General features: G+C 55.4%; 29 protein-coding genes. 17 read left to right on the top strand and 12 right to left on the bottom strand.

Annotated elements, in window-relative coordinates:
- The 5 genes from MVK46_RS08960 to MVK46_RS08940 all read right to left on the bottom strand — a co-directional run.
- Positions 1-728, bottom strand: a 728-nt coding sequence (locus tag MVK46_RS08960; RefSeq protein ID WP_297536334.1) for an ABC transporter ATP-binding protein, incomplete at its 3' end; no start/stop codon positions are given.
- 10 nt (positions 729-738) lie between these two features.
- The gene (locus MVK46_RS08955) at positions 739-1,719 is read right to left on the bottom strand and encodes an ABC transporter ATP-binding protein (protein ID WP_297536326.1); all 981 of its coding nucleotides are present in this window, start codon (positions 1,717-1,719) and stop codon (positions 739-741) included.
- The gene (locus tag MVK46_RS08950) at positions 1,712-2,917 is read right to left on the bottom strand and encodes an ABC transporter permease (RefSeq protein WP_297536325.1); all 1,206 of its coding nucleotides are present in this window, start codon (positions 2,915-2,917) and stop codon (positions 1,712-1,714) included. The genes MVK46_RS08955 and MVK46_RS08950 overlap by 8 nt, the downstream gene beginning before the upstream one ends.
- Positions 2,918-2,927: 10 nt before the next feature.
- Positions 2,928-3,929 (bottom strand): ABC transporter permease, encoded by a 1,002-nt coding sequence (locus MVK46_RS08945; protein ID WP_297536324.1) that lies wholly within the window; start codon positions 3,927-3,929, stop codon positions 2,928-2,930.
- Positions 3,930-3,979: 50 nt separating this feature from the next.
- Positions 3,980-6,187 carry an ABC transporter substrate-binding protein gene (locus tag MVK46_RS08940; RefSeq protein ID WP_297536323.1) on the bottom strand — a complete coding sequence of 736 codons (2,208 nt, stop codon included), beginning with the start codon at positions 6,185-6,187 and terminating at the stop codon, positions 3,980-3,982.
- A 163-nt stretch (positions 6,188-6,350) separates the two neighbouring features.
- On the opposite strand from MVK46_RS08940, the gene MVK46_RS08935 reads away from it, so the two are divergent.
- Positions 6,351-6,593 carry an Lrp/AsnC ligand binding domain-containing protein gene (locus tag MVK46_RS08935; protein WP_297536333.1) on the top strand — a complete coding sequence of 81 codons (243 nt, stop codon included), beginning with the start codon at positions 6,351-6,353 and terminating at the stop codon, positions 6,591-6,593.
- Positions 6,594-6,595: 2 nt separating this feature from the next.
- On the opposite strand, the gene MVK46_RS08930 is transcribed toward MVK46_RS08935, so the two are convergent.
- Positions 6,596-6,919 carry a signal recognition particle protein Srp19 gene (locus MVK46_RS08930; RefSeq protein ID WP_297536322.1) on the bottom strand — a complete coding sequence of 108 codons (324 nt, stop codon included), beginning with the start codon at positions 6,917-6,919 and terminating at the stop codon, positions 6,596-6,598.
- Positions 6,920-6,979: 60 nt separating this feature from the next.
- On the opposite strand from MVK46_RS08930, the gene MVK46_RS08925 reads away from it, so the two are divergent.
- Both MVK46_RS08925 and MVK46_RS08920 read left to right on the top strand, forming a co-directional pair.
- The gene (locus MVK46_RS08925) at positions 6,980-7,603 is read left to right on the top strand and encodes a DUF257 family protein (protein WP_297536321.1); all 624 of its coding nucleotides are present in this window, start codon (positions 6,980-6,982) and stop codon (positions 7,601-7,603) included.
- Positions 7,600-8,361: a tRNA (adenine-N1)-methyltransferase gene (locus MVK46_RS08920; RefSeq protein ID WP_297536320.1), complete on the top strand. Its 762-nt coding sequence runs from the start codon at positions 7,600-7,602 to the stop codon at positions 8,359-8,361. The genes MVK46_RS08925 and MVK46_RS08920 overlap by 4 nt, the downstream gene beginning before the upstream one ends.
- Here MVK46_RS08920 and MVK46_RS08915 read toward each other — a convergent pair.
- Positions 8,348-8,551, bottom strand: a complete 204-nt coding sequence (locus MVK46_RS08915) for a hypothetical protein (RefSeq protein ID WP_297536319.1) — start codon at positions 8,549-8,551, stop codon at positions 8,348-8,350. The genes MVK46_RS08920 and MVK46_RS08915 overlap by 14 nt on opposite strands.
- Before the next feature lie 176 nt (positions 8,552-8,727).
- On the opposite strand from MVK46_RS08915, the gene MVK46_RS08910 reads away from it, so the two are divergent.
- The 3 genes from MVK46_RS08910 (at position 8,728) to MVK46_RS08900 (ending at position 11,428) form a co-directional block, all read left to right on the top strand.
- Complete coding sequence (locus MVK46_RS08910; RefSeq protein WP_297536318.1) at positions 8,728-9,588, top strand: sulfide/dihydroorotate dehydrogenase-like FAD/NAD-binding protein; 861 nt, start codon at positions 8,728-8,730, stop codon at positions 9,586-9,588.
- A gap of 1 nt (position 9,589) precedes the next feature.
- Positions 9,590-11,032 (top strand): NADPH-dependent glutamate synthase, encoded by a 1,443-nt coding sequence (gene gltA / locus MVK46_RS08905; protein ID WP_297536317.1) that lies wholly within the window; start codon positions 9,590-9,592, stop codon positions 11,030-11,032.
- 90 nt (positions 11,033-11,122) lie between these two features.
- On the top strand, positions 11,123-11,428 hold the full coding sequence (locus MVK46_RS08900) for a nucleotidyltransferase domain-containing protein (protein ID WP_297536316.1): 306 nt from the start codon (positions 11,123-11,125) through the stop codon (positions 11,426-11,428).
- A gap of 251 nt (positions 11,429-11,679) precedes the next feature.
- Here MVK46_RS08900 and MVK46_RS08895 read toward each other — a convergent pair whose 3' ends face one another.
- The gene (locus MVK46_RS08895; RefSeq protein WP_297536315.1) at positions 11,680-12,021 is read right to left on the bottom strand and encodes a hypothetical protein; all 342 of its coding nucleotides are present in this window, start codon (positions 12,019-12,021) and stop codon (positions 11,680-11,682) included.
- A 63-nt stretch (positions 12,022-12,084) separates the two neighbouring features.
- The gene (gcvH, locus tag MVK46_RS08890; protein WP_297536332.1) at positions 12,085-12,489 is read right to left on the bottom strand and encodes a glycine cleavage system protein GcvH; all 405 of its coding nucleotides are present in this window, start codon (positions 12,487-12,489) and stop codon (positions 12,085-12,087) included.
- A gap of 111 nt (positions 12,490-12,600) precedes the next feature.
- Between gcvH and MVK46_RS08885 the strand changes: the two genes are divergently transcribed.
- Positions 12,601-13,743 (top strand): cation:proton antiporter, encoded by a 1,143-nt coding sequence (locus MVK46_RS08885; protein WP_297536314.1) that lies wholly within the window; start codon positions 12,601-12,603, stop codon positions 13,741-13,743.
- A 52-nt stretch (positions 13,744-13,795) separates the two neighbouring features.
- Complete coding sequence (locus tag MVK46_RS08880; RefSeq protein ID WP_297536331.1) at positions 13,796-14,269, top strand: pyruvoyl-dependent arginine decarboxylase; 474 nt, start codon at positions 13,796-13,798, stop codon at positions 14,267-14,269.
- Here MVK46_RS08880 and MVK46_RS08875 read toward each other — a convergent pair.
- Entirely contained in the window at positions 14,263-14,763 is a 501-nt protein-coding gene (locus tag MVK46_RS08875) for a hypothetical protein (protein WP_297536313.1), read from the bottom strand. The genes MVK46_RS08880 and MVK46_RS08875 overlap by 7 nt on opposite strands.
- An 88-nt stretch (positions 14,764-14,851) precedes the next feature.
- On the opposite strand from MVK46_RS08875, the gene speE reads away from it, so the two are divergent.
- Genes speE through MVK46_RS08845 form a run of 6 tightly spaced genes read left to right on the top strand, consistent with a single transcriptional unit; the run spans position 14,852 to position 18,978 of the window.
- On the top strand, positions 14,852-15,697 hold the full coding sequence (speE, locus tag MVK46_RS08870; RefSeq protein ID WP_297536312.1) for a polyamine aminopropyltransferase: 846 nt from the start codon (positions 14,852-14,854) through the stop codon (positions 15,695-15,697).
- A 4-nt stretch (positions 15,698-15,701) separates the two neighbouring features.
- Complete coding sequence (locus MVK46_RS08865) at positions 15,702-16,607, top strand: lysylphosphatidylglycerol synthase domain-containing protein (RefSeq protein WP_297536311.1); 906 nt, start codon at positions 15,702-15,704, stop codon at positions 16,605-16,607.
- A gap of 25 nt (positions 16,608-16,632) precedes the next feature.
- Positions 16,633-17,349 (top strand): creatininase family protein, encoded by a 717-nt coding sequence (locus MVK46_RS08860; protein ID WP_297536330.1) that lies wholly within the window; start codon positions 16,633-16,635, stop codon positions 17,347-17,349.
- Positions 17,342-17,992 (top strand): hypothetical protein, encoded by a 651-nt coding sequence (locus MVK46_RS08855; RefSeq protein ID WP_297536310.1) that lies wholly within the window; start codon positions 17,342-17,344, stop codon positions 17,990-17,992. The genes MVK46_RS08860 and MVK46_RS08855 overlap by 8 nt, the downstream gene beginning before the upstream one ends.
- The gene (locus tag MVK46_RS08850) at positions 17,973-18,788 is read left to right on the top strand and encodes a hypothetical protein (protein ID WP_367182647.1); all 816 of its coding nucleotides are present in this window, start codon (positions 17,973-17,975) and stop codon (positions 18,786-18,788) included. Before MVK46_RS08855 ends, MVK46_RS08850 begins: the two co-directional genes overlap by 20 nt.
- A gap of 46 nt (positions 18,789-18,834) precedes the next feature.
- Positions 18,835-18,978 (top strand): C2H2-type zinc finger protein, encoded by a 144-nt coding sequence (locus MVK46_RS08845; protein ID WP_167915117.1) that lies wholly within the window; start codon positions 18,835-18,837, stop codon positions 18,976-18,978.
- A gap of 74 nt (positions 18,979-19,052) precedes the next feature.
- Here MVK46_RS08845 and MVK46_RS08840 read toward each other — a convergent pair whose 3' ends face one another.
- Together MVK46_RS08840 and MVK46_RS08835 are read right to left on the bottom strand one after the other, a co-directional pair.
- The gene (locus MVK46_RS08840; RefSeq protein ID WP_297536309.1) at positions 19,053-20,060 is read right to left on the bottom strand and encodes a cell wall-binding repeat-containing protein; all 1,008 of its coding nucleotides are present in this window, start codon (positions 20,058-20,060) and stop codon (positions 19,053-19,055) included.
- 46 nt (positions 20,061-20,106) lie between these two features.
- Positions 20,107-20,781, bottom strand: coding sequence for a metal-dependent hydrolase (locus tag MVK46_RS08835; RefSeq protein WP_297536328.1), 675 nt, complete (start codon positions 20,779-20,781; stop codon positions 20,107-20,109).
- A 165-nt stretch (positions 20,782-20,946) separates the two neighbouring features.
- On the opposite strand from MVK46_RS08835, the gene MVK46_RS08830 reads away from it, so the two are divergent.
- Genes MVK46_RS08830 through MVK46_RS08820 form a run of 3 tightly spaced genes read left to right on the top strand, consistent with a single transcriptional unit; the run spans position 20,947 to position 24,924 of the window.
- Positions 20,947-22,323 carry a CoA-binding protein gene (locus tag MVK46_RS08830; protein WP_297536308.1) on the top strand — a complete coding sequence of 459 codons (1,377 nt, stop codon included), beginning with the start codon at positions 20,947-20,949 and terminating at the stop codon, positions 22,321-22,323.
- A 40-nt stretch (positions 22,324-22,363) separates the two neighbouring features.
- Positions 22,364-24,310, top strand: coding sequence for an indolepyruvate ferredoxin oxidoreductase subunit alpha (iorA, locus tag MVK46_RS08825; protein ID WP_297536307.1), 1,947 nt, complete (start codon positions 22,364-22,366; stop codon positions 24,308-24,310).
- A 5-nt stretch (positions 24,311-24,315) separates the two neighbouring features.
- Complete coding sequence (locus tag MVK46_RS08820; protein WP_297536327.1) at positions 24,316-24,924, top strand: indolepyruvate oxidoreductase subunit beta; 609 nt, start codon at positions 24,316-24,318, stop codon at positions 24,922-24,924.
- Positions 24,925-25,079: the final 155 nt, after the last annotated feature.

Here is a 25,079-nt window from a genome sequence, read left to right as displayed (position 1 = left end):
GGGTTGTCGAAGATTTTCTCTGCTGGACCGACCTCGACGAGCTTCCCGAGGTACATGACGCCCATCCTGTGGCTCATGTACTTGACGACACCGAGGTCGTGGCTTATGAAGAGGTAGGAGAAGCCGTGCTTCTTCTGGAGGTCCTTGAGGGTGTTGAGTATGTTCGCCTGCACCGAAACGTCTAGGGCTGATGTCGGCTCGTCGAGGACGACGAAATCCGGCTGGAGGGCGAGTATCTTTGCCAGCGCTATCCTCTGCCTCTGACCGCCGGAAAACTCGTGGGGGTAGCGGTAGAGGTGCATCTCGTTGAGGCCGACGCTCTCGAGTAGCCTTATCACGAACTCCTCCGGGTCGTCAACCTCGATGCCGTGGAACTTGACCGGCTCCATTATGATGTTGAAGACCGTCTGCCTGGGGTCGAGCGACGAGTACGGGTCCTGGAACATTATCTGGGCGTGCCTCCTGAACCAGAGAAGCTCCTTGCCCTTCAGCTTGGTCACGTCCTTTCCCATGAAAGTTATCTTTCCATCGGTCGGCTCTATCAGCCTGAGTATCGTTCTTCCGGTGGTGGTCTTGCCGCAACCGCTCTCGCCGACGAGTCCGAAGGTCTCACCCGGCATTATCTCAAAGCTGATTCCGTCAACTGCCTTGACCCACGCCACCGTCCTGAGAAGGCTCCTAACGGGGAAGTACTTCTTGAGGTTCTCAACCTTGAGCACTGGCTCCATCCTCATCACCTCAGTACCTGTGGCAGGCCACGAAGTGGCCGGGTTCTACTTCCTTGAGCTCCGGCTCCTTTCTCCTGCATATTTCCTCGGCCAGCGGGCATCTCGGGTGGAAGCGACAGCCCTTCGGCGGCGTTATGAGGTTCGGCACGGTTCCGGGAATGCTCTCAAGCTTCTCTATTTTGCCGAGCGGGTTTGGAACCGCCCTGAGGAGGGCCGCGGTGTACGGGTGAAGCGGGTTGTGGAATATCTGGTCGACGGTGCCTATCTCGGCTATCTTTCCCGCGTACATGACGACGACACGCTGAGCAGTCTCGGCGACGACACCGAGGTTGTGGGTTATGAGAAGGACCGTTGCGTTGTACTTCCTCTTCAGCTCGTTGAGCAACTCGAGTATCTGGGCCTGAACCGTAACGTCAAGAGCCGTCGTCGGCTCGTCCGCTATGAGGAGGCGCGGGTTGTTGGCGATTCCGATTCCTATAACAACACGCTGTTTCATACCACCGCTGAGCTCGTGCGGGTAGTTCTTCACCCTCCTCTCCGGGTCTGGGATGAGCACCTCCCTGAGTATGTCGACGGCCTTCGCTATGCCCTCCTTGATGTTCTTGACCTTCCCGTGAACTTCCATGGCCTCCCCAATCTGGTAGCCGACGGTGTAGAGCGGGTCAAGCGATGAATGCGGGTCCTGGAAGATGTAGGCTATCTCGTTGCCGCGGATTTTCCTTATCTCCTCCTCGCTAAGTTTGAGCAAATCAACGGTCGAACCGTCGTCGCGGTGGTAGATAACCTGTCCGCTGACTATTCTTCCAGGGCTTTCGATGAGCTTGGTTATGGCCCTCGAGGTGACGCTCTTTCCACAGCCGGTCTCACCGACGAGCGCCAGCGTTTCACCGCGATAAATGTCGAACGAAACGTTCTCTATTGCCTTAACGACGCCGGCGTAGGTGTAGAAGTAAACGCTGAGGTTTTTGATTTCGATAATCGGTTCAGGCATTCGATTCACCTCCCTTGCCCTTCTTCTTGAGCTTGAACTCGAGGCTCCTCCTGGTTCTCGGGTCGAGGATGTCCCTCAGTCCATCGCCGAGAAGGTTCCATCCGAGAACGACCGTGACTATCACTATTCCCGGGAAGGCGACCAGCCACCACGCCTGAGGGAACTGCTGTGAGCCTTGGTTGATGAGGTTACCCCAGTCCGGTATCGGCGGAACCGCTCCAAGTCCTAGGAAGCTCAGACCCGCCTCCGTCAGGATTATCCCACCGAAGTCCATGGTAATCATAACCAGTATCGGGCCGATGATGTTTGGAAGAATGTGCCTGAAGAGTATCGTCCTCGTGGGCAGGCCTATCGCCCTAGCGGCTTCGACGTAGAGGTTCTCCTTCTCTGTGAGGGTTGAACCGCGCGTCACCCTCGCGTAGCCCGGCCACCAGACTATGACGAGGGCAACGAAGACCGAGAGGAGCTTTCCGAGGTTGTTTACGTCCCTCGGATGCAACGCGAAGAGCTTGAGCACCAGCGTCTGCGCCCAGACGTGTGCATTGAGGAAGTTCTGAATCCTCCCCGGAAGAACTGCGGAGAGCGCTATGGCCAGTATGAGCCCGGGAAAGGCCAGAAACATATCGGTTACACGCATTATTACCTCATCAACCTTTCCACCGTAGTAGCCCGAAATCAGGCCGAGGATTATACCAATGGTCGGGCCTATGAGGATAATGAATATGTCCAGCACGAGTGCTGTCCTCGCCCCCTCCAGGAGAATGCTGAGCACGTCCCTCCCGTAGGTGTCCGAGCCGAGGGGATAGTGGATGTAGGTCATGTAGTGGACTATGTAGCCGTTCTGGAGCTCCGTAACGTTGAGGAAGTAAGTCGAGCCGGGCGGCGCGAGCTGAGTCGAGTAGTTGTAGTTAACTGGGAAGAAGTCGTAAGGCCAAGGGGCAAGATACGGGCCGAAGATTCCAACGAAGATGTAGATTATAACGATGACGAGGCCGAGGAGAGCGGGCGGTGAGCGGTTCAGGGCGTAGGCCATCAGCTTCCACTCTTTGATTCTCGACTGATTCCTCCTCTTCCAGTCCTTCTTGAAGAGCGTTATGAAAGACGCGAGGCCGTCGATGAGCCTGTCGCTGAGCCTGTCAAGGATGCTCATCTCGTACTCTTCCCTCGGCTCGTACTCCCCAACCTTTTCTTCTGCCATTTCTACCACCTCAGAACCTGACCCTCGGGTCGATTACCGCGTAGAGTATGTCCGCAACGAGGTTTGCTGTAACGAAGACTATTGCATAGAGGAAGGTAACGCCTATCAGGGCGGGGAAGTCGAGATACATTATCGACTGGAGGGCGTAGCGGCCTATTCCTGGGAGGTTGAAGACGGTCTCGGTAATCGGGGTTCCAGAGAGGAGTCCGCCGAACTGGAGGGCGAGTATTGTTATGACCGGAACGAGGGCGTTCTTGAGGACGTGCCTGTAGAGCCTGCTCTTGGGAACGCCCTTTGCCTTCAGAAAGAGCGTGCTGTCCCTGCTGTAGGCTTCAAGGAATGAGTTCCTTGTAAACCTCATGAGAACACCGGCCGCGGCTATTCCAAGGGTAAAGCCCGGCAACCAGAAGCGCCTGACCTGCTCGACGAAGTTGCTCCAGTTGAGGGTGAGTACGTCGTCTATTATGGGTATGTGGGTTATCTGGTGCGGCGGCCCTGGGGGTATTCCGGCCAGCGTCGTCATGTTCCAGTGTATGAAGAACAGCCATATGAAGAGGTATGCTATGACGTAGATTGGGGTTGAGATGAACACCAGGGCGACAATTCTCAGAACCATATCCGTTGCCTTATTCCTTTTAAGGGCCGAGATTATACCCAGCGGGAGACCAATCAACACCACGAAGAAGAACGCAAACAGTGCCAATTGAAACGTCACAACGAAGCGATTACCTATGTTGGTGAAAACTGGCTCCTGATTCAATGGGTCAAGGAGAGAGTTCGTGAAGAGACCCTTAACGAGGAAGATGTACTGGTCGTACCAAGGCTGGTCGAGGTGGTACTCCTTTTTAATCATCTCTATAGCGGCCTGAGAAGCCTTTTCTCCCCCCGCCCACGCCCTGACGGGGTTGGCCGGGATGACGTACGCGATTATAAAAACAATGAGCGTAACCCCTATTAGAGTCGGGACAAACGTCAGCGCCCTTCTAACGAGGAACTTTCCAAGCCCTGCCACGTTCTTTCCCTCCCGAGACTTTAGAACAAGGTAAAGAAAAGAAAGAAGCCTCAGCCGCTTATAACTTCGTAGTTGAGGCTATCGAAGACTACCGCGCTCTGGAGGAACGGACCGACGTAATCATCGGGATCGAGGAAGTCCGGGGCCCATCCGACGATGTAGACGTCAAAGTCACCGCTGGCTGTCTTGCTGAGAAGCGTCGGCCATGAGAGCGGCGTTACCGATACCTTGAAGCCGAGCTGGCCCCACGTGTTCTGGAGGAGCGTCGCTATCTTCTCACGCTGGGTGTTTCCGGTGTTGTAGTAGATGCTTATCGTGTAGTCGCTCGGGTTGATGCCGGCTTCCCTGATGAGCTGCAGTGCCTTGGCGATGTTGTACTTGTACTTGATGACGTTGTACTCGGTGTAGCCGAGCCATCCAATCGGAATCGGTCCGTAGTTGGGCACCATGTAGCCCTTGTAGACCGCCTGGTAAATCTCCTCATACGGGGTGGCCCAGGCGAGCGCCTCCCTGACGAGGACGTTGTCGAAGGGCTTCTTGGCGGCGTTGAGGACTATGAAAACCATGTCCGGTGTGACGAAGGAGCTTATGGTTGACTCAAAGCCGTCAAGCTTGAGGTTCTTGACCGCGTCAAGCCTGTCAACGGGAACCGCCGCGATGTCGGCAACACCCTTCTGGAAGAGGCTTATGCGGGTTGTTGGGTCGCTTGAGAGGATGTAAATGACACGCTGGGTTACGGCGTAGTTCGGGTACTCCTCCTCGAGCTTCTTCCAGATGGTGGCGTTCCAGTAGTAGGGGTTCCTCTCAAGGATTATGTAGCTGTTCTGCTTGGCCTCCTTGATGTAGAACGGTCCGGTGAAGACTCCAATCATGTTGTTCTGGAGCATCATGTGTATCGGGTCCTTCGAACCGGGCTGGACGTAGTTGGCCCACTCCCAGGGCTTCCTGCCCCAGTCAGCGGCCTTCATGGCCTCCTCGTACTTGTCGCCGAGCATGTACTTGGCCGGGATGACCATGAGGTACGGGTCGGCGAGGACGCTGAGTATACCGCCGTACGGGTGCGGCAGGACGAGCTTGTAAACGCCGGCAGTCGGTCCATTGTAGCCGAAGAACTGGAGGAGCTCCTGAAGGCTCTTAACCTCTTTGATCTTGCCGTTGTAGTCCGCTATTATGCCTCCCTTCTCGAGTATCTTCTCGAACTCCTGGTCGCTCATGGCGTAGCTCTCGTTAAGGTTGGTGTAGGTTGCGAGCATCCAGTTAACGGAGTAGCCCGCCCTGAGAACGCGCCAGAACTCGAACTCAACGTCGGTGGCGTTAATCGGATAGAGCTGACCGGTCTTCGGGTCGTAGGCCTTAACACCGCCGCGGATAACGAAGTACCAGACGGTTCCGTTCTCGTTGTGTGCCCAGGCAACCGCCAAATCGGGTGAGACCCTCTTGGTCTCGTTCTTCCAGTAGGTAACGAGGGTATCGCCAACGTTGTGGTAGAGCTCCCAGCCGAAGGTCTCGTAGTCGAAGGCCGGGTCGAAGGAGCTGGGCCATCCGAAGGTGGCTAGGACTATTGTTCCGGGTTCGTTCTCGTAGTTGCCGATACCGATGGCAACTTTGGGCGCGTTCTTGTCCTCCATCACGAGGTCCCAGCGCGGAGCCAGAACCGGGTTGTAGTACCAGTCGTGAACCCAGTTCCAGGAAACGCGGGTTGCCTTGGCATCACCGAGGATTATCTCGGGAACCTCCCTGTTGGCGAGGATGTAGAGGGCGTTGTAGAGGGCCGCCCTGATGTTCGGGTCGGTAACCTTCCTAGCGAGCTGGATGAGAGCGTCCATGTTCGGGTCGCGGAGGAAGGCCGGATTAATCTGACCGAATCCCTGCTGGTTCTTCATGAGCTCCTGAATGCTCGGGGTCTTCTTCTCATCAATCTTGTAGGACACAACTATGACCGGCTTGTTCGGGAGGCTTGAAACCTTGGCACCGCTTCCCTCCGGACCGACGACCACGACGTAGTTCGGTGTGTCTATAACCTTGGCCTGAGACAGGTGCTCCTCAATGTATTTTACCGCCTTCGATTGAGAAACGACGGTGGAGGTTGTGGTCGTCTGGGTGGAGGTGGCGCTGGAGGTTGGGGAGCTGGTAGAAGAGCCAACGGGGCTTATGGTTGTTGTCGTTGTTTTGCTACCACCAATACAGCCGCTGGCCGCGACGCTAAGGGCCACGACGGCCATTAAGAAAACCGCCGCAAGAACACGGTTTTTGTTCATCACTCACCACCCCCCGACACTAGGGGCATTAGGAGATTATTATATCGCCATAATAAACGTTTCGGTCCATGTCTTAACACAAAGTCAAACCAAAAAGCCTACGAAAAGCTTAAATGAGCAGGACGCCAATTATGAAACGAAGAAAATTCCGGCGGTGATGCCCATGGTTAGGTCGTATGTGTTGCTTACGGTAGAAATCGGAAAGGTTGAGAGCGTTATCGAGGCTCTCAAGCAGATACCGGGCGTTACCAAGGCCGACGCCGTTACCGGTCCCTACGACGCCATAGTCCACATCGAGGCCAAAGACCTTGGAGAACTTACGAGAAAGATACTCCACGACATCCACAACATAGACGGCGTCATCGATACCACAACGGCCATAGTAGTTGAGATGGATGAGGAGTGATTTTACCTTCTCTTGGTCCTGCCCCTCTCCATCCGGGAGCGCAGCTCCCTAATTTTCTCCGCTATTAGCCGGAGGCTCTTTCCCTTCCCGTACTGGCTTTCTATGATGAGCACTCCCGGCGTTCTAAGCTCCTCGTCAAGTCCGGACAAGCGAGGGTTCAGCTTTTCGGGGTCTTTCTCAACGATTTTCATCCCAAGTATAATCGCGGCGTCCTCAACCTCCGAAACGCTCGGTCCCTTGACGGCAACGTTCTTTGGGACAACCCTGCCGTACCTTCTGCTGAGCCTTGAGTCCAGTTCACTCGGCCACACCACAAACCTCGGCATGCTCTCACCTGACAAGGTTTAAAAGAACCGCCGTTAAAAACCCTTCCGGTGGGAGAGAAAATGGACGTTTCACTCCTCGAGAGATACCTGCTTGGAAAAGCCGCACAGGGCGACACCGTGCTGATAGAATACTCCTCCCTGTATCCAGTCGAGACGGTTGCATGGGGAGAAGTTGTGCCCCTGCTCATAAGGAACGGTGGTCTGGTGGTGTGTGACTTCTTCGGCATAGGGGACATGCTTTTCAGGAAGTACCTCCGCAGGCTTCCCGGAAAGATGTACTCCGAGTTCGTTGAGCTAATCAAGGACGTCCGCGTCATCAAAGTCGGTCCCGGAGCGGGAACCTACGGAGAGACCCTCGATGAGCTCGTCCCAACCTACGACCCCCACACTTTCCTCAGGAACTATCACGCCGTCATGAGCAAGATATCCCGCCTCCCGGAGAAGCCCAGGTTCTTCGTCACCTTTGGACTCGGGCACTACGTCCACTTCAACCCGGACGATGCCCTCAAGTCAATCCTGACAGGTGTGGGAAACATTCCAATGGAGGACCTCGTCAGCGTTCACTTCGTAAACGACGGTGTCCTGAAACCCACGAACCTGGCCATACTGGAGGAGATAGCGACGTTCGTCATGAAGCTCTCCAAGAGCGGACTCGTCGTTCTGAAGGAGAGTGATGAGCTTTGATTGAAAAAGGAAGCTGGGTTCTGCTCGTTGATAGGAGGGGAAAGAGGTACCTCGTGAAGGTTGATGATAGAGAGTTCCACACTGACCTCGGAATCCTGAGACTTGGAGAGCTAATCGGAAAGCCGTACGGATGCAGGATAGAGAGCCACAGGGGAGAAACCTTCGTGGCGCTGAAGCCTGACATCAACGACATAATAGCGAAGATGAAGCGCGGGCCCCAGATAGTCCATCCAAAAGACGCAGGTATAATCATAGCCTACGCCGGAATTTCACCAGGGGACACCGTCATAGAAGCCGGCGCCGGGAGCGGGGCTTTAACGATATTCCTCGCAAACGCAGTCGGACCAAAGGGAAAGGTGATAAGCTACGAGGTCAGGAAGGACTTCTACGAGATAGCGAAGAGGAACGTCGAGCTTGCCGGCTTCTCCGACAGGGTCGTCCTGAAGAACAGGAGCATCTACGACGGAATAGAGGAAGACGTTGCTGACCACATCGTCCTCGACCTTCCGCAGCCGGAGAACGTTCTGCCCTACGCGGTCGAGGTTCTAAAGCCGGGGGGATACTTCGTCGCCTACACACCGTGTATGAATCAGGTTCACCGCTTCTTCATGGCCCTTGAGCGGTTCCGGGACCACTTCATGAGGCCGAGAACCGTTGAGGTTCTGGTCAGGGAGCACGAAGTCAAAAGGGAGTGCATGAGGCCGAAAACGACGATGCTGGCACACACCGGCTACATAACATTTCTCAGGAAGCTGTAGCGCTCTCTTCTTCCTCAAAGGTTACATATGCCACAAGCCACGAGATGAGTATAACCGCAGCGGACTTTATCAGAGGGTTGCTTCCGAGAAGCTCTCTAACGAACCCAACACTCCCGTAGATTATGGGCAGGAACATCCCGAGGGCGGCAGTGACCACGGCAACAACGTAGATGAGCCTTCTGATTCCCATCGAACCACCCTGAATAGGGTGGACGGGGGGAATAAAAACGTTTCTTTTTGCCAGCGAGATTCGAATTCGAAAAGCATTCGGACTACTGAACCAAAGGTTGAGCACATATTTATAAACACCGAAGGTTTTGAACCTTTAGATGTTCAAACCTGAACCTGTGCTCGGAGGTGTTCATCGTGTACAGGATACTTGAGAAGAGGGAGCTGGCCCCAAAACATGTAATGTATCGGATAGAGGCCCCTCACGTGGCCAAGAAAGTTCAGCCCGGACAGTTCGTAATCGTAAGGGCCTTTTCCAACGGTGAGAGGATTCCCCTCACACCGGTGATGTGGAACAGGGAAGAGGGCTGGATAGTCCTCATCACTTTTGTCCGCGGGAAAACGACAATGAGAATGGCCAATGAGCTCAAGGCAGGTGATTACATACTGAACGTCGCGGGTCCCCTTGGAAACCCCGCCCCAGTGGAGCGGTTCGGCAGGGTTCTGACGGTTGGCCTGAGCGCGGGCATAATCGAGGTCTTCCCGATAGCCAAAGCTCTCCAAGAAGCCGGAAACGATGTAACCGCCCTTCACGTCACCCCGAGCTCAATGACAATACTGGAGAACGAGTTCAAAAAGGCTGTCTCAAGACACCTTGTCGAAGGGTTCGAAGTCGAGCCGGGATGGGGTGCAAAGGAAATAGTGGAAGAGATAGCCAGGAGAGGCGCGGAGAGAGTCAGAAAACTGCTCAGCGAGGAGCATTTTGACTTTGTGCTCACCGTTGGTCCAGCGGGTGCCCAGAAGGCCGTTTTTGAAGTTGTGAGAGAGTTCGGAATTCCGATGCACGCCGACCTGCACCCGATTATGGTTGATGGAACCGGTATGTGCGGTTCCTGCCGCGTCACAGTCGGCGGTGAGGTCAAGTTCGCGTGCATAGACGGTCCCGGCTTCAACGCATACGAGGTTGACTGGGACGAGCTGATTCACAGGGTCGGGTTCTACACCGACATGGAGCGGAGAGCCCTTGAGGAGTACCTTAAATCGCTGAGGGGTGAGTGACATGGCAGTCAAGAGGAAGCTCATCAAGGAGAGGGTTCCAACGCCGGAAAGGCCGCCTGAGGAGAGGATACACGACTTTAAGGAGGTCAACCTAGGCTACACCTTCGAGCTTGCCGTCAAGGAAGCTGAGCGCTGCCTTCAGTGTCCGGCAAACTACGCCCCCTGTATTAAGGGCTGTCCCGTTCACATAGACATTCCGGGCTTCATCGGCAAGCTCGTCCAGTACCGCGACGACCCGGACAAGGCCGTGAAGGAAGCCCTTAAGGTCATCTGGGCCTGCAACTCCCTCCCGGCCACGACCGGCCGCGTCTGCCCGCAGGAGGACCAGTGCGAAATGAACTGCGTCATGGGAAAAGTCGGCGACAAGGTCAACATCGGCAAGCTTGAGCGCTTCGTTGCCGACTACGCCCGCGAGAAGGGCATAGACGAGGAGCTCCTCTTCGAGATGGTGCCGAAGATAGAGAAGAAGGGACAGAAGGTTGCAATCATCGGAGCCGGTCCGGCCGGACTTACGGCAGCTGGCGAGCTGGCGAAGCTCGGCTACGACGTTACAATATACGAGGCCCTCCACGAGCCCGGAGGAGTCCTGATGTATGGAATTCCCGAGTTCAGACTGCCAAAGAGCATCGTCGAGAGTGAGATTGACAAGCTCAAAAAGCTTGGCGTCAAGATACTCACCGACCACATCGTCGGAAAGACCGTTACCATCGAGGAACTCCTCGAAGAGTACGATGCCGTCTTCATAGGCTCGGGCGCCGGAACGCCGAGACTTATCAACGCCCCCGGCATAAACCTCAACGGAATCTACACGGCCAACGAGTTCCTGACGAGAGTTAACCTCATGAAGGCCTACCTGTTCCCCGAGTACGATACCCCGGTCAAGGTCGGGAAGAGGGTAATCGTCATCGGAGCCGGAAACACCGCCATGGACGCCGCGAGGAGCGCGAGGCGCTTCGGTGCCGAGGTAATCATAGCATACCGCCGCGGCCCGGAGGACGTTTCCGCGAGAATTGAGGAAGTCGAACACGCGAAGGAAGAGGGCATAAAGTTCGAGTACTTCATAAACCCGGTCGAGTTCATCGGTGACGAGAACGGCAACGTTAGGGCAGTCAAGTTCGAGAAAATGAAACCGCTCGACGAGCGCGACAGCAGGGGCAAGAGGAAGATAGTCGGAACCGGTGAATACGTGACTATTGAGGCAGACACCGTCATCATTGCCATCGGCAAGCACCCCAACAGGCTCATCATCAACACGCCCGGCCTGAAGGTCGAGCGTGGAAAGATAGTGGTGGATGAGAACCTTATGACGAGCATTCCTGGGGTTTTCGCCGGCGGAGACGCGATAAGGGGCGAGGCAACGGTTATCCTCGCGATGGGCGACGGAAGGAAAGCGGCGAAGGCAATTCACGAGTACCTCACAAAGAAGAGGAAGGAGAACGCGTGAGGGTTTTTTGCTACATCTTTCATCTCTTTTCCCCAGTTTTCATAATCGTCTCCTGAAAGTGTTTTTAGGGGCTGTGCTTCAGCATCAAACATGGAAAAGCGAGAGGCCGTTGAGTACTTCGTGAAGCTCCTGAAAGAGAGGTTTGGAGAAAGAACAAAGAAAGTAATCCTCTTCGGCTCCGTAGCGAGGGGAGACGCCGAAGAGGACAGCGACATAGACGTTCTCGTCATAGGAGAGGGGATAACTCAGAAAGAAATCTCCGAACTGACGTGGGAGGTTCTAATGGAAACTGGGGAGGTCGTGTCCGCCATAGTGGAAAGTCCAGACGAGTTTGAGCGGACGAAGAACAGTTCGTTTCACAGAACGGTTCTCAGGGAGGGCGTTCCAGTTGAATGAGGTTTCCAGAAAAGCCCTGCAAAGGCTCACTTGAACACGGCTCGGAATGCTACTACCCCAGAAGTTGGCGCTAGGTTTTTCAGTCAAAGTTCCCAGTCTTGGTGGCGATGACGAGCCTCACGGTAGCTGAGGAATGATGAGGGGTATACTGACGGAGCCGTTAGGCTTTTATCCTTCCCTTCTTGAAAGAAACCGAGCGATGACGACCTCTAGGGTATCTGACTGGGAATGATGAAGAAAAAGGGCCGAGCTTACTCCTCTTCGACTTCCTCTATTTCCTCGAGGATTTCCTCAAAGTTCTTGAAGTCCTCACTCTGGGCCAGAAGCGTTATGAAGTCGTCTATCTCTTTCTTTTCGAGGAACGCTCCAGCGAGAAGTTTTCCCGTGTAGCGGTTGTTCTTAATCTCCCAGAACATGTAGAACTCCGGGAAGGTCTGCTTTATCTTCCTGTATGCAACGCCGTACTTTGAATCCTTGAGCGGGTTCTGCTCGAGGTAGAAGTGACCCGGCTCAAGCTCAATCATGTGGAGAATAGCTCCCCTCCTCGTCCTGACGAGCTTTACCTTAACGTCCCACTCCTTCAGAACCTTCATGGCAACCACCGGAAAAAATAGACGGAAAAATACTTAACGATTGCGGAGGGCAAAAGGAAGACGTCAGAGGCTTTCGAGGTATTTGGCGTAAGCCTGGGCGTCCATAAGCTCCTTGAGTTCCCCCTCAAGGTTGCTGGGCTTTATCTTGGCAATCCAGTTCTCGTAGGGGTCCTCGTTGAGGAGCTCAGGGCTGTCTTCAAGTTCTTCGTTGACCTCAACAACCTCACCGCTGACCGGGGCGTAGACCTCGCTGACCGCTTTGACGCTCTCGATTTCACAGAGGACGTCGCCCTTGCTGACCTCGGTTCCGACCTCGGGAAGCTCGACGTAGGCCAAATCGCCCAGCTCCTTCTGGGCGTAGTCGCTTATGCCGACCAGAACCGTTCCATCTTCGAGAACCTTAACCCACTCGTGGTCCTTGGTGTAGTAGAGACCCTCTTTGACCTTGTATTCACCGACTTCAATCATGAACACCACCGCTCACGGTAACAGGTTTGGGCATTTAAACCTTTCTCGCCATGGAAACGCTTATATCACACAGACCCCAGATTTTAGGGGACTCTAAAGTGGGGTGGGGAGATGCAGATTATAGGCTACGTTCTCATAATCATCGCAGTCGGCAGGTTCCTCGCCGAGCTGTTCGAGAGACTCGGCTACCCCGGTATAGTCGGCGAGATAACGGCCGGTTTAATACTCGGCTACGTTCTCACCGGGGTCCCCGCCGAGGACATGAACCTTCTGGCCGAGTTCGGGATATTCTTCCTCATGATTTCGGCCGGGCTTGAGATAACACCCGAAGAGCTTCACATAGGCGGGAAAAAGGCCCTCCCCGTTTACGTTGCCACGCTCGCCACGATGTTCCTCATAACCCTGCCCCTGACCGGGTTCACAGTTTCATCGGGCAACTTCCTGGCGGCAGCAATACTCGCCGTTGCGAGCGCCCCGATAGTCGTTAGATTAAAGCGCTTCTTCGGGGAGAGCTACCTCCACGTGGCCCTCTCCTACGCCATTATAAGCGAGGTAGCAATCCTGATACTCGTTTACGTGCTCGCGAACTTCAAGGAGGCCGGGAATCCGGTGGAGCTTGGTGTAACGGTTCTGAAACAGGTCGCCTTCATCGGGGGCGTCCTCTACGTGAACTACAAGATTGGGATACAGCACAAGGTCTGGCTCACAACCCAGCTCCGGAAGCTGAGGAGCGACGAGGCGGTTTTCGGTGTCTTCATGATTTTCGCCGCAACGCTCGGGTTCATCAGCGAGGAGGTTGGGATGCACTTCACCATAGGCGGCTTTCTGGCGGGTCTGCTCCTCCACAGCGACCTCGTTGGAACAAAGCAGTACGAAAGGCTTGAAACCATTTTGAGCGGCGTGACCTACGGGATATTCGCCCCGATATTCTTCGCCTGGCGTGGGATGAACTTCAGGGCCGAGATAACCCTCTGGACTCTCTACCTGTTCCTCGCCGTGTATACAGTAAGGTTCATACTGACCGTTGTCATGACGTGGGACGGGAAACCTGTCAGCTCGCTGGCCAAGGCAACCGGACTGGTGAGCTTTGGAATCCTTGGACTCCTCGTTGCAGACCTCGGAAACAGCTACGGCGTTTTAACAGGTGAACTTTACTCCCTCTCCGCCCTAACTTCAATCGGAGGCATATTCTTGGCCGCAACCGTTGGAAGGCTTATAAGCACCTTCAACTCAGGAAATGGGCAAAGTTTATAAGCTCGAGCGTAAGCGGTGGATTGATTATTGAAAGGATTTTAAGGTGGTGGACATGAGCTGGACTACCCCTAAGAGGGCCTTCCTAGGGGCGGCCGCCGCCGAGGGCGGAACGAAGCTAAACGCCTTTGACAACGCGCTCCTCAAACTGGGAATTGGAAACGTCAACCTCGTCAAGCTCAGCAGCGTCATTCCGGCACACATCGAGTGGATGGAGAAGGTCCACGACGTTCCGATTGGAATGCTCCTTCCGACGGTCTACGCGCACATCGAGAGCGACGAGCCTGGGATGACAATCAGCGCGGCGCTGGGAGTGGGAATAAGCAAGAACAACGAAGGCGGCCTAATCTATGAGTACGCCGGCTACTGCACGAAGGAAGAGGCCGAGAGAATCGTCAGGAAAATGGTAGAGGAAGGATTTGCCAACAGGGGCTGGGAGCTTGGTGAGTTCAAGGTTGCGAGCGCGGACATCACAGTCAAAGACAAGCCGGCGGCGGCAATAGCCGTTGTCGTGATGTTCCCCTACTGAATCCTCTTCTTTTCAAGGAGGACGAACTCGTTTTCCCCAATTTTCTCAAAGGTCATGTTGTACCTGACCCCTCCCTTGCTCGCCCATACCTGGATAACATCGTTGCTCCCCGCCATCTGGACGTTCATCCACAGGACTTCGTAGCCCTCCCTCTGAAGGGCGAGCTTAATCGGCCCTCTAATCCTCGCACCCTCCTCAAGAACGGGTCTCCTCTCGAACTTCCCTTCAAGAAACCTCCAGAGGTCCATGAAAAGCCGGTAAGGGTGAAAGTCCTCCGCCGGGAAGATGAATATCAGCGAGCCGTCACAGACGAGCCTCAGAAAGTGATGCGCATCTTCGAACACCGTAACGACGAGCTCGACCCTGAACTCCCCGTCTTCTCCCGAGATTTCACCAACTAGGTGCGGCACACCGTATTTTAAACCCTCCTTGATTTCGGGAGCAAGCTCCTTGAGCAGTCTTGTGAGCTGTTTCTTAACCCTAGCTTCGGCCATCGCTTATCTCTGGAAAGGGACGCTTAATAACCTTTACCCAACCCCAAGGTTTAAAACCGGTAAGACAAGCTAAGCTCAGGTGAGGCTCATGGGCTACAGCGAAAGGGAGAGGGCTTTTATCGAGTGGTATCCCAGGGGCTACGGGGTCGGCTTCAAGGTCAAGGAGAGGCTCTTCGAGACGCAGACGAAATACCAGAGGCTCGAGCTTTACGAGACAGAAGGGTTCGGCAAGATGCTCGTCTTGGACGGGACTATTCAGCTCGTTGAGATTGGTGAGGAGAGCTACCACGAGGTTCTCGTTCACCCGGTTATGCTCGCGCACCCGAATCCAAAGAGGGTGCTCATCATAGGCGGCGGCGACGGCGGGACGCTGAGGGAAGTTCTCAGGCACGAGAGCGTTGAGAAGGCCACGATGGTCGAGATTGACGAGATGGTCGTCGAGGTTTCAAGGATTTACCTCGGCATAGACAGGGGCGCCTTCGACGACCCGAGGGCCGAGCTGATAATCGGCGACGGCGTTGAGTACCTGAAGGAAACCGAGGAGCGCTTCGACGTCATAATCGTCGATTCAACCGATCCCGTCGGCCCGGCGAAGCTACTCTTTTCAGAGGAGTTCTACCGCTCGGCCTACGAGAAGCTCAACGAGAAGGGCCTCTACATCACCCAGGCCGGGAGCGTCTACCTCTTCACCAACGAGCTCATAGATGCCTACAAAGCAATGAAGAAGGTCTTCGACAGGGTCTACTACTTCAGCTTCCCGGTGATAGGCTACGCCTCACCCTGGAGCTTCCTCGTGGGTGTTAAGGGCGATGTGGACTTCAGGAAGGTGGACGTGAGCCGTGCTCCAGGGGAGCTCTACTACTACGACCCCGAGAGGCACGAGACCCTCTTCCAGATGCCGCGCTACGTGAGGAAACTCCTCGAGGGGCAGTGATAGCTTGGATAGGGAGACTCTCAAAAAAACGGGAGTGCTAGTCCTGACGCTCGGAATAACCGCCTACCTAATCCACAAAGTCTACGCCGAGGCCTCCCAGATACATCTAACGACCTCCCAGCTCCGCTCCCCCTACTCAATGCTGGCGGTGCTCCTAGGGGTCACCGGCTACCTAATCTACACCGCTACGTGGTACCTCTACCTCAGCAACGTCGCCGATGTCTCATACAGGCGGGTCCTTCTAGCGAACCTCTCCGGGACCTACTTGTCATTCTCCCTGAACGCGGCCATAGGGACTCTGATAAAGGTCAAGTTCATAGGTGCCAAGTACTTCCAGGTTCTCGCAACGAGCCTCCTCGAGGTCTCGACCGAGTTCCTCACCGGGTTCACCTTCATATTCATCACAACCCGCGACCCGAAGGCCCTCCTCGTCGTTGCCTTCTTCCTGCTCGTCTTTCTGGCCGACGACAAGGTCTACGCCGCAATCATGGTCATCGTCAGAAAACTTGGAAGGGGGGACGGCGTGTTTAAGGAGTTCTACGACGGCTGGCACTGTGGAAAGGCGAACCCGAGGAGGGTTGCGCTTGCAATGGCCCTGGGAACTACCCTCGTCCTAGTTAACGCGGGTATTCTAATCAGCGTTGCCAAGGTCTTTGGAGTTACGATTCCGCTTGCCACCGCAGTTGCCGCCATCCTCTACTCGGAGTTCCTGGGAAGTGCCCTCGGAACGCCCGGAGGGGTTGGGGGAAACGAGCTTGGCGTGATTATGGCAATTGGAAACTCAGGCATTGACGTCGTGATAGCGTTTTTCTTCAAGTTCATAAACCAGTACGCCTTCGCGCTCGTGGGAGCGGTCGCCTTCTACCACTTCGTGTCCAAAGAGGTAGAGGGCAAAGGTATTAACGAATGACGCTCAACTCTTCTCGGTGGTGGCGATGCTCCTTGAGAACGTAACGTGGCCCGAGTTTGAGGAGGCCAAGAAGAGGATAGACACCGTGATTATACCGGTTGGAAGCGTTGAGGCCCACGGAAGGCACCTTCCCCTGGGGACCGACGTTTTCGCACCCCTGGAGATAGCGAAGCGAATTGAGGAAAAGCTGAGGAAAATGGGGAAGGACGTTATAATAGCGCCGCCCGTGTGGTACGGGCACAGCTTTGTGCTCGACGTATATCCCGGAACAATCAACGTTTCAGCCGATGCCTTCAAGGCGTACACAGCCGAAATCCTCAGGGAGTTCGCCAGAGAGGGCTTCAGGAGGCTAGTTCTCCTCAACGGGCACGGGGGCAACCACTCGCCGCTGATTTTGGCGGCCGAAGAGGTCGCGGGAGAATTCGACGTTGAAGTCTGGCTCATAGACTGGTGGATTGACTTCAGGAAGGAAATCCTCGAGGTCTGTTCAAGCCAAGGACACGCCGGCGAGGACGAGACATCGGTGATACTGGCCATAAGACCCGAGCTGGTCAAAATGGAGAACGCCGTTGGCGAAAAGAGGGAGGAGAAAATAAGGGTCATCAGAAAGGACATCGGCTTTGAGCTGTTCCCGGAGGGAGTTAACGACGACCCGAGGGGGGCGAGCAGGGAAAAGGGGGAGGCAATCCTAGAAAAGGTCAGCGAGGGGATAGTCAAACTGCTGGTGGGAAAAGATGAATAGAGTTATTGAGGAGGTGGAGAGGCGCATAAAACGTCTGGAGGCGGAGATTGAGATAGCGGAGGAAATGCTGAGGAGATACGAGGAACTCGGTGTCAGGGCCAAACCTGTAAAGGTCAGAACCTACTCGAACTATTACGCGGTCATGCTGCTCGGCTGGCTCGCGGTTGGGATAATCGTCCTCGTTTACATCCAGAGAAGGCTCCCCGCGGGCACGGGCGTCCCCCTCAAGCTTTACTTCCTTGTGCTCCTGCTCTTCGCGGTTCCCATAATCTACCAGCACCTCTCAAAGCGGGAGGAATCGGCCCCCACAGAGGACTACGCGGAGAGGGAAAGGATGGCAAGGATTGTCCTGAACTCCTTCTACCTGCCCCTCAAAAAGGCGCTCGAGGAGAATGACGCTGAGAGCATCAGAAACCTGGCCTCAAAGCTGCTTGAAGACCCCCTTCTGGCGAGGGGAGTTGAGGTTCTCCGCGAGGGCGACCCCAAGGTCATGGCCTACGCACTCCTCCTCTACGCCAACTACTCCCCTGAACTTGAAGAGGAGGTGAGGGAGACAATCAGCAGGCTTCACAACAGACCCCTGAAGCTCATGCTGATGAACCTAATCGGAGAACGTGTCGGTGGTGAAGGCGGTGAAGTTTGAGGTTCTCACCAAGGAGGATATGAACGCCCTCTCAAGGGAGCTGAGCAGGGCGGGAATTATGAACAGACCGAGGGAGGAAACAACATCCCAGGTCGAGCACTACGTGGTTCTGAGGGGCAGTTACCGGGAGTTCCTCGAGGTAGAAACCCCCGCGGTCAGCGAGATGCTGGAGGAAGTAAGGCAGTCGTTCAACGAGATAATCGAAGGCTGGACCCCCGGTGAAGAGAGGGACTTTGATGAAATTTTCCAAGAGCCGAGCCTCGGAAAGCTGACCGTGATAGGGGCCATGATTGAGGGCGGCTACGTAGAGGAGAACGAGGGCAAGCTGATACTCCTCAAACAGCCCAGACTCGAGGAGCTTACGATTGAACTGCGCTTTCCCATTGAGGAGCTTGGCGATGAGCTCGAGACCATAGAGGAGAAGGTGTCCTCAACCCTGGTCACGGAGTACACCCTTGAGAAGCGCTATTACGTCGAGGTTCTCGAGGTGGAGAGGGAGCTGATAGAGAAGGCCCTCGAGATAGCCGAGAACTACGCAACAGAGGAGAGCTACGTCGAGGCCATGTTCGACGGAATAGCCCGCTCCGTTCTGGCCGAGAAAATCCTCGAGCTTGCCGAGAAATACAGGAAAAAGAACGAGCTTATAGAGGCGGTTATGGAAGTCGAACCGATAACCGTTGAGGGCAGAAACGAGAGGATAAACATCTACTACGACGAAGATGCTGTAGAGGACTTCCTGAAGGTTCTTCAAACGCTGGGCTACATCAAGGTGAAGGGCAACAGGATATGGGTTTAGCAAAGTTTAAAAGCAGGAATTGAAACTCCGCTCGGGGGTGGAGGAGATGGCGGTGTTGAAGGCCATCAAAATCAAGGACAGGGACGGGGAGATACTCTTCCGCTGTCCGCGCTGCGGGATGGTCTTCAAGGATGCAAAGGCCTTCACAAGGCACGTGAACAGGGCTCACGGCCATCTCTTCCGCAGGTGATTTCCTTCTTTTCTTGCGGGATGAAGAAACAGCCAGGACCCTGAAAAGTGATGAGCGGAGGGCTTGGCCGACCGCTACTCGCGCATGACGATTTCCTTCGTGAGTTTAACTATAAAGGTCTTCCCCACCTTTTCCCTCTCCACGAGCTGTTTCTTCTCAAGCTCCTGAATGATTCTGCTTATCGTCGGCCTTGAGTAACCTGTCAGTTCTGGCAGCTCCTCCTGCTTTACCGTTCCGCCCCTGTCCAGTATTGCCTTGACGACTATGCGCTCCTTCTCGGTCAGAACCTCGATGGGAACCTTGTTGGCGGACCACTTCTTCTTGGCGTAGTAGAGGGAGGCTGGAACTGCCACGGCTATTGACGCTATCGCGGCCAGTATTACGAGCGTCCAGTTGGTCTTCGGCTGGGGGGTGGAAGTTGAGACCGTTATCGTAAGGTTCTCCTTGACCCAATAGGTCTCGTACCCGAGCTTCTGAATCTGCTCCTGGACAGTCTTGGACATTCCGGCCCCTATAAGGACCACGAGCTTGGGGTGGAGCTCCTTGAGGGCATCGACCACAGAGGGGGGCACCTCGTTCTGCTCGGTCAGTAGGAGGGGGTCGTTGTAGGTTGTCGCCCATCTGGCGGCGGCCAAAGCCGAACCGTAGTCGCTGGCGCTCGCGATTATAACCGTATCAGCCCCGTTGGGGTAGAACGCCTCGGCAAGCTTCGCGGCGGTGTCAACTCTGGTCGCCCCCCCAATTCTTGTTACTTGAAAGCCCAGATTTATGAGCTGTTCTTGGACGGTCTGGCTCACGGCCTGATAATCCCCAACTATAAGAACGTGGTACCAGCCGAACTGCTCGTAGCTCTGGAGCTGGGCTAGGGTCGTTGAGTCAAGCTCCCGGGGATTAACGGGAAGAATGGGTGCATCCAGAAGCTTTGAATAGGGAAGCGCAACAATGTAATCGATTAAATCATCGTTTCGAACGATAATCAGGTCGTATCTGGGTTTCTCAGCGGACGTTTGGGCGTGAACATGAGGAATGAGCAGAGCCGATACAACCACAAGCACGAGGAGCGCAAAAATCCTTCTGCCCATTTCACCACCTGAAAAAGGAATGAGGAAAGGCTCTTAAAAAGGTTTTTCAAAGCTCAAGGCTTTCACCGGGTTTGAGGATAACGACCTCGGCCTTGTCCCCAACGAGCCTCTTGAACTCCTCGGGGTCGGCCGAAATCGGAGGCCAGGTGTTGTAGTGCATCGGGACGACCTTCTTCGGCTTGAGCAGTTCGACGGCCTTTGCGGCTTCTCTCGGACCCATCGTGAAGTGTCCGCCTATCGGGAGCAGGGCAACGTCAATCGGACCGTAGAGCTCGCTGAACAGGCCCATGTCAAGGAACACGAAGGTGTCGCCGGCGTGGTAAACCGTCTTTCCGTCGAGCTTGACGATGTAGCCGCACGGGTTGCCGATGCTGTACTTGCCGTCGCTGCTTGAGTGCCAGGCCGGAACCTGGACTATTCCGACGCCGTCAATTTCAGTCGGCCCGTAGTTCATTCCGATGACCTCAATCCCCTCGGCCTGCTCGCTGATGTAGTTGGCGACGTCGAACATCGCAACTATCTTCGCGCCGGTCCTCTTGGCTATCTCGACCGCGTCTCCGATGTGGTCCCCGTGGGCGTGTGTGACGAGTATCAGGTCCGCCTCAACATCCTCCGGCTTCACCGCGGCCTGCGGGTTGCCGCTGAGGAACGGGTCTATGAGGATTTTCTTGCTTCCCTCAATCAGAAAAGCCGCGTGGCCGAGGAACTTCACCTTCACCATCGCCACCACCTCCGAGGATAAAATAACCAGAGCTTACTTAAATCTTTCGATGACTGAAAAAGCCCACTGATGGACTTAAAAGTCTCAACGATGCTCTAAAATTCTCCAATGCTCCTTTTGGGAAAGCTTATATACGATTCAACGGAGATTTAAACGGTGGGGCGTATGAACCTGGACTACTTCTTCAAACCGAAGGGTATAGCCGTCATCGGTGCATCGAACGACCCCCTAAAGCTCGGCTACGAGGTTTTCAAGAACCTCAAGAAGTACAAGGACGGCAAGGTTTATCCCGTCAACGTCAAGGACGAGATTGTCCAGGGCGTTAAGGCCTACAAGAACGTCAAGGACATCCCCGATGAGGTTGACCTCGCGATAATCGTCGTTCCCAAGCGCTTCGTGAAGGAAACCTTAATCGACTGCGGTGAGAAGGGTGTTAAGGGAGCGGTCATCATAACGGCAGGCTTCGGCGAGACTGGTGAAGAGGGCAAGAAGGAGGAGAGGGAACTCGTTGAGATTGCCCATAAGTACGGAATGCGCCTGATAGGCCCGAACTGCGTCGGAGTCATGAACACCCACAACGACATGAACGCGACATTCATAATGGACGCCAAGAAGGGGAGCATAGCCTTCGTGAGCCAGAGTGGAGCTTTAGGGGCTGGAATCATCTACAAGACCGTCAAGGAAGGAATCGGCTTCTCCAAGTTCATAAGCATAGGCAACATGGCCGACCTTGACTTCGCCGACTTCATGGAGTACCTCTCAGAAACCGAAGACGACAAGGCCATAGCCCTCTACATTGAGGGGGTCAAGGACGGGAGGAAGTTCATCGAAGTTGCCAGGAAGGTCACCAAGAAGAAGCCGGTCATAGCCCTCAAGGCCGGAAAGAGCGAGAGCGGAGCGAGGGCCGCTTCAAGCCACACCGGTTCCCTGGCCGGAAGCTGGAAGATTTACGAGGCCGCTTTCAAGCAGAGCGGAGTTCTCATCGCCGAGACAATCGACGACATGCTCAGCATGGCGAGGGCCTTCACACAGCCGTTGCCGAAAGGAAAACGCGTCGCGATAATGACCAACGCCGGAGGACCGGGCGTTTTGACCGCCGACCAGATTGACAAGAGGGGCCTTAAGCTGGCCGACCTCGAGGAGAAAACCATTGAGGAGCTCCGCTCGTTCCTTCCGCCGATGGCGGCAGTGAAGAACCCCGTCGACATGATAGCTTCCGCGAGAGGCGAGGACTACTACAGGACCGCGAAGCTACTCCTTCAGGACCCGAACGTCGACATGCTCATAGCGATATGCGTCGTCCCGACCTTCGCGGGAATGACTCCAACGGAGCACGCCGAGGGCGTCATAAGGGCCGTCAAGGAGGTCAACAACGGGAAGCCGGTTTTAGGACTCTTCATGGCCGGCTACGTCAGCGAGAAGGCGAAGGAGCTCCTCGAAGAGAACGGAATCCCGAGCTACGAGAGGCCCGAGGACGTTGCCGCCGGTGCCTATGCTCTTGTCCAGCAGGCGAGGAACGCCGGGGTTTTGGAGGATGAGTGACTTTCATTTTTCATCGACTTAATTTCGGAGGTGTTGTTTGATGGCGAAGGTGACGGACATAGTGCTGTGGGATAAGCCCGGGGAGAGGGTTCTCCTCCTCGGAAACCAGGCAATAGCGCGCGGAGCTTTGGAGGCCAACATAGCGGTTTTCGCAGCTTATCCCGGAACTCCGAGTTCGGAGCTGACCGATACGATGGCGATGGTGGCCAAGAAGGCAGGAGTTTACATGGAGTACTCCACCAACGAGAAGGTTGCCTTTGAAACCGCGCTTTCCGCTGCCTGGAGCGGTCTCAGGGCCATGACGGCCATGAAGCACGTTGGTCTCAACGTCGCGGCCGACACCTTCCTCAGCGCCGTCGGCATGGGCGTCGAGGGCGGCTTCGTCATAATGGTGGCAGATGACCCGAGCATGTGGAGCAGTCAGAACGAGCAGGACACGAGGGTTTACGGCAAGTTTGCCAACGTGCCCGTTCTTGAGCCGATTTCACCCCACGAGGCCAAGGAGATGACGAAGTACGCCTTCGAGCTCAGCGAGAAGTTCAAGCACTTCGTTATCCTCAGAACTACCACGAGGAGCTCCCACGCGAGGGGCGACGTCGTTCTCGGAGAGCTTCCGGAGGAGATAAAGACCGGCAAGAGGAAGTTCGGAAACTTCAAGAAGAACCCCGAGAGGTTCGTTGACATCCCGGCCCACGCGAGGAAGTTCCACCCGCAGATTCTCGAGAAGATTGAGAAGATTCGCGAGGAGCTAAACAACTGCCCCTTCAACTGGATTGAGGGCGACGAGAACGCGAAGGTCGGTATAATAGCCCCGGGTCTCGCCTACGCCTACGTCAAGGAGGCACTTGCCTGGCTCGGCGTCGAGAACGTCAAGATACTCAAGCTCGGAACGCCCTTCCCCGTCCCCTACGGCCTGCTTGAGAAGTTCCTCGACGGGCTTGAGAAGGTTCTCATCGTTGAGGAACTTGAGCCGGTCGTTGAGGAGCAGGTAAAGACCTGGGCCTACGACAGGGGATTAACGATTCCGATTCACGGCAAGGACCTCGTTCCGCGCGTTTACGAGATGACCACGAGAAGGGCGGTAACGGCCATAGCGAAGTTCCTCGGACTGGAAACCCCAATAAACTTCGAGGAGATTGACAAGAAATATGAGAAAGTAAAGGCCATGGTTCCGCCGAGGCCCCCCTCATTGTGCCCGGCCTGTCCGCACAGGAACACCTTCTACGCGATTAGAAGGGCCGCGACTCCAAGGGCAATCTTCCCGAGCGACATAGGCTGTTACACCCTCGGCGTCCTCCCACCGCTCAAGACCGTTGACACAACCGTCGCGATGGGTGCCTCAATAGGAGTCGCCCACGGCCTCAGCATCGCCCTGAACGGTTCCGTCGCCGAAGAAGAGCACAAGGCCGGCAAGGAGAAGAAGGTAATCGTCGCCACGATAGGCGACTCGACGTTCTTCCACACCGGACTTCCGGCTTTAGCGAACGCCATCTACAACCGCTCCAACGTCGTCATAGTCGTCCTCGACAACCTCGTTACAGCCATGACCGGCGACCAGCCCAACCCGGGAACCGGTGAGACTCCACACGGACCGGGCAAGCAGATTAAGATTGAAGAGGTCGCGAAGGCGATGGGAGCGGATTATGTAGCGGTCGTTGACCCCTACGACATAAAGGCCGTCGAGAGAACAATAAAGGAGGCCCTGGCCGTTGAGGGCGTGAGCGTCGTCGTCGCGAGGCGCGTCTGTGCGCTCTACAGAATAGGCCAGCTCAGGCGCGAGGGCAAGCAGTGGCCGCTCTACCAGGTCAACGAGGACAAGTGTACCGGCTGTAAGATTTGTATCAACGCCTACGGCTGTCCGGCAATCTACTGGGACGCCGAGAAGAAGAAAGCTAAGATTGACCCGACGATGTGCTGGGGTTGCGGCGGTTGCGCCCAGGTCTGTCCGTTCGACGCCTTCGAGAAGGTGAGGGAGGGAGAGCTATGAGCGAGATGAGGGAGTACAACATCGTTATCACCGGAGTTGGCGGTCAGGGAATCCTCACCGCTGCCAATCTGCTCGGCTGGGCGGCGCTTAGAGCTGGCTACAAGGTGCGCGTTGGTGAGGTTCACGGCATGAGCCAGCGCTTTGGGAGCGTTATCGCCTACGTCAGGTTTGGAGAGAACGTCTACGGCGCGATGGTCCCCGAGGGCAAGGCCGACGTCATACTGAGCTTCGAGCCGGTCGAGGCTCTCCGCTACATCAACTACCTCAAGAAAGGAGGTTTAGTCTTCACCAACGCGAGGCCGATTCCGCCGGTTCAGGTCTCGATGGGCCTTGCCAAGTACCCGAGCCTGGAGGAAATTAGAAAGGTCGTCGAGGAGGACTTCGAGGCCAAGTTCATGGCCTTCGACGCCGAGAAGCTCGCGATGGAGGCCGGCAACATCATAACAACCAACGTCGTCCTCATCGGAGCGCTGACTCAGACGCCGGACTTCCCACTCTCGGCAGAGCACGTCAGGGAGGTCATAAGGGTCAGCGTGCCGAAGAAGGCCGTCGATGTCAACATGAAGGCCTTCGACCTAGGAGTTAAGGCCGCGAAGGAGATGCTGGGGCTTTAAGGCCCCACAATTTTTATTAATCTTGAGTGTTAGTAACTTCGGTGTCCCTCCGTGGAGTGCATAGAGGGGAAGGAGATAACATCAACCAAAAGCGGATGTTGGGCGTTTTCAGACGGCGAGCGGTGGTATCTCTTTGAGTGGGTTGATTACCTGCT

Origin of the sequence: Thermococcus sp. (assembly GCF_027066465.1) — an archaeon.
In the GTDB taxonomy this organism is placed as follows: domain Archaea; phylum Methanobacteriota_B; class Thermococci; order Thermococcales; family Thermococcaceae; genus Thermococcus.
The sequence above is the reverse complement of the archived record's forward strand: the minus strand, read 5'-3'. Positions and strand labels throughout refer to the sequence as shown.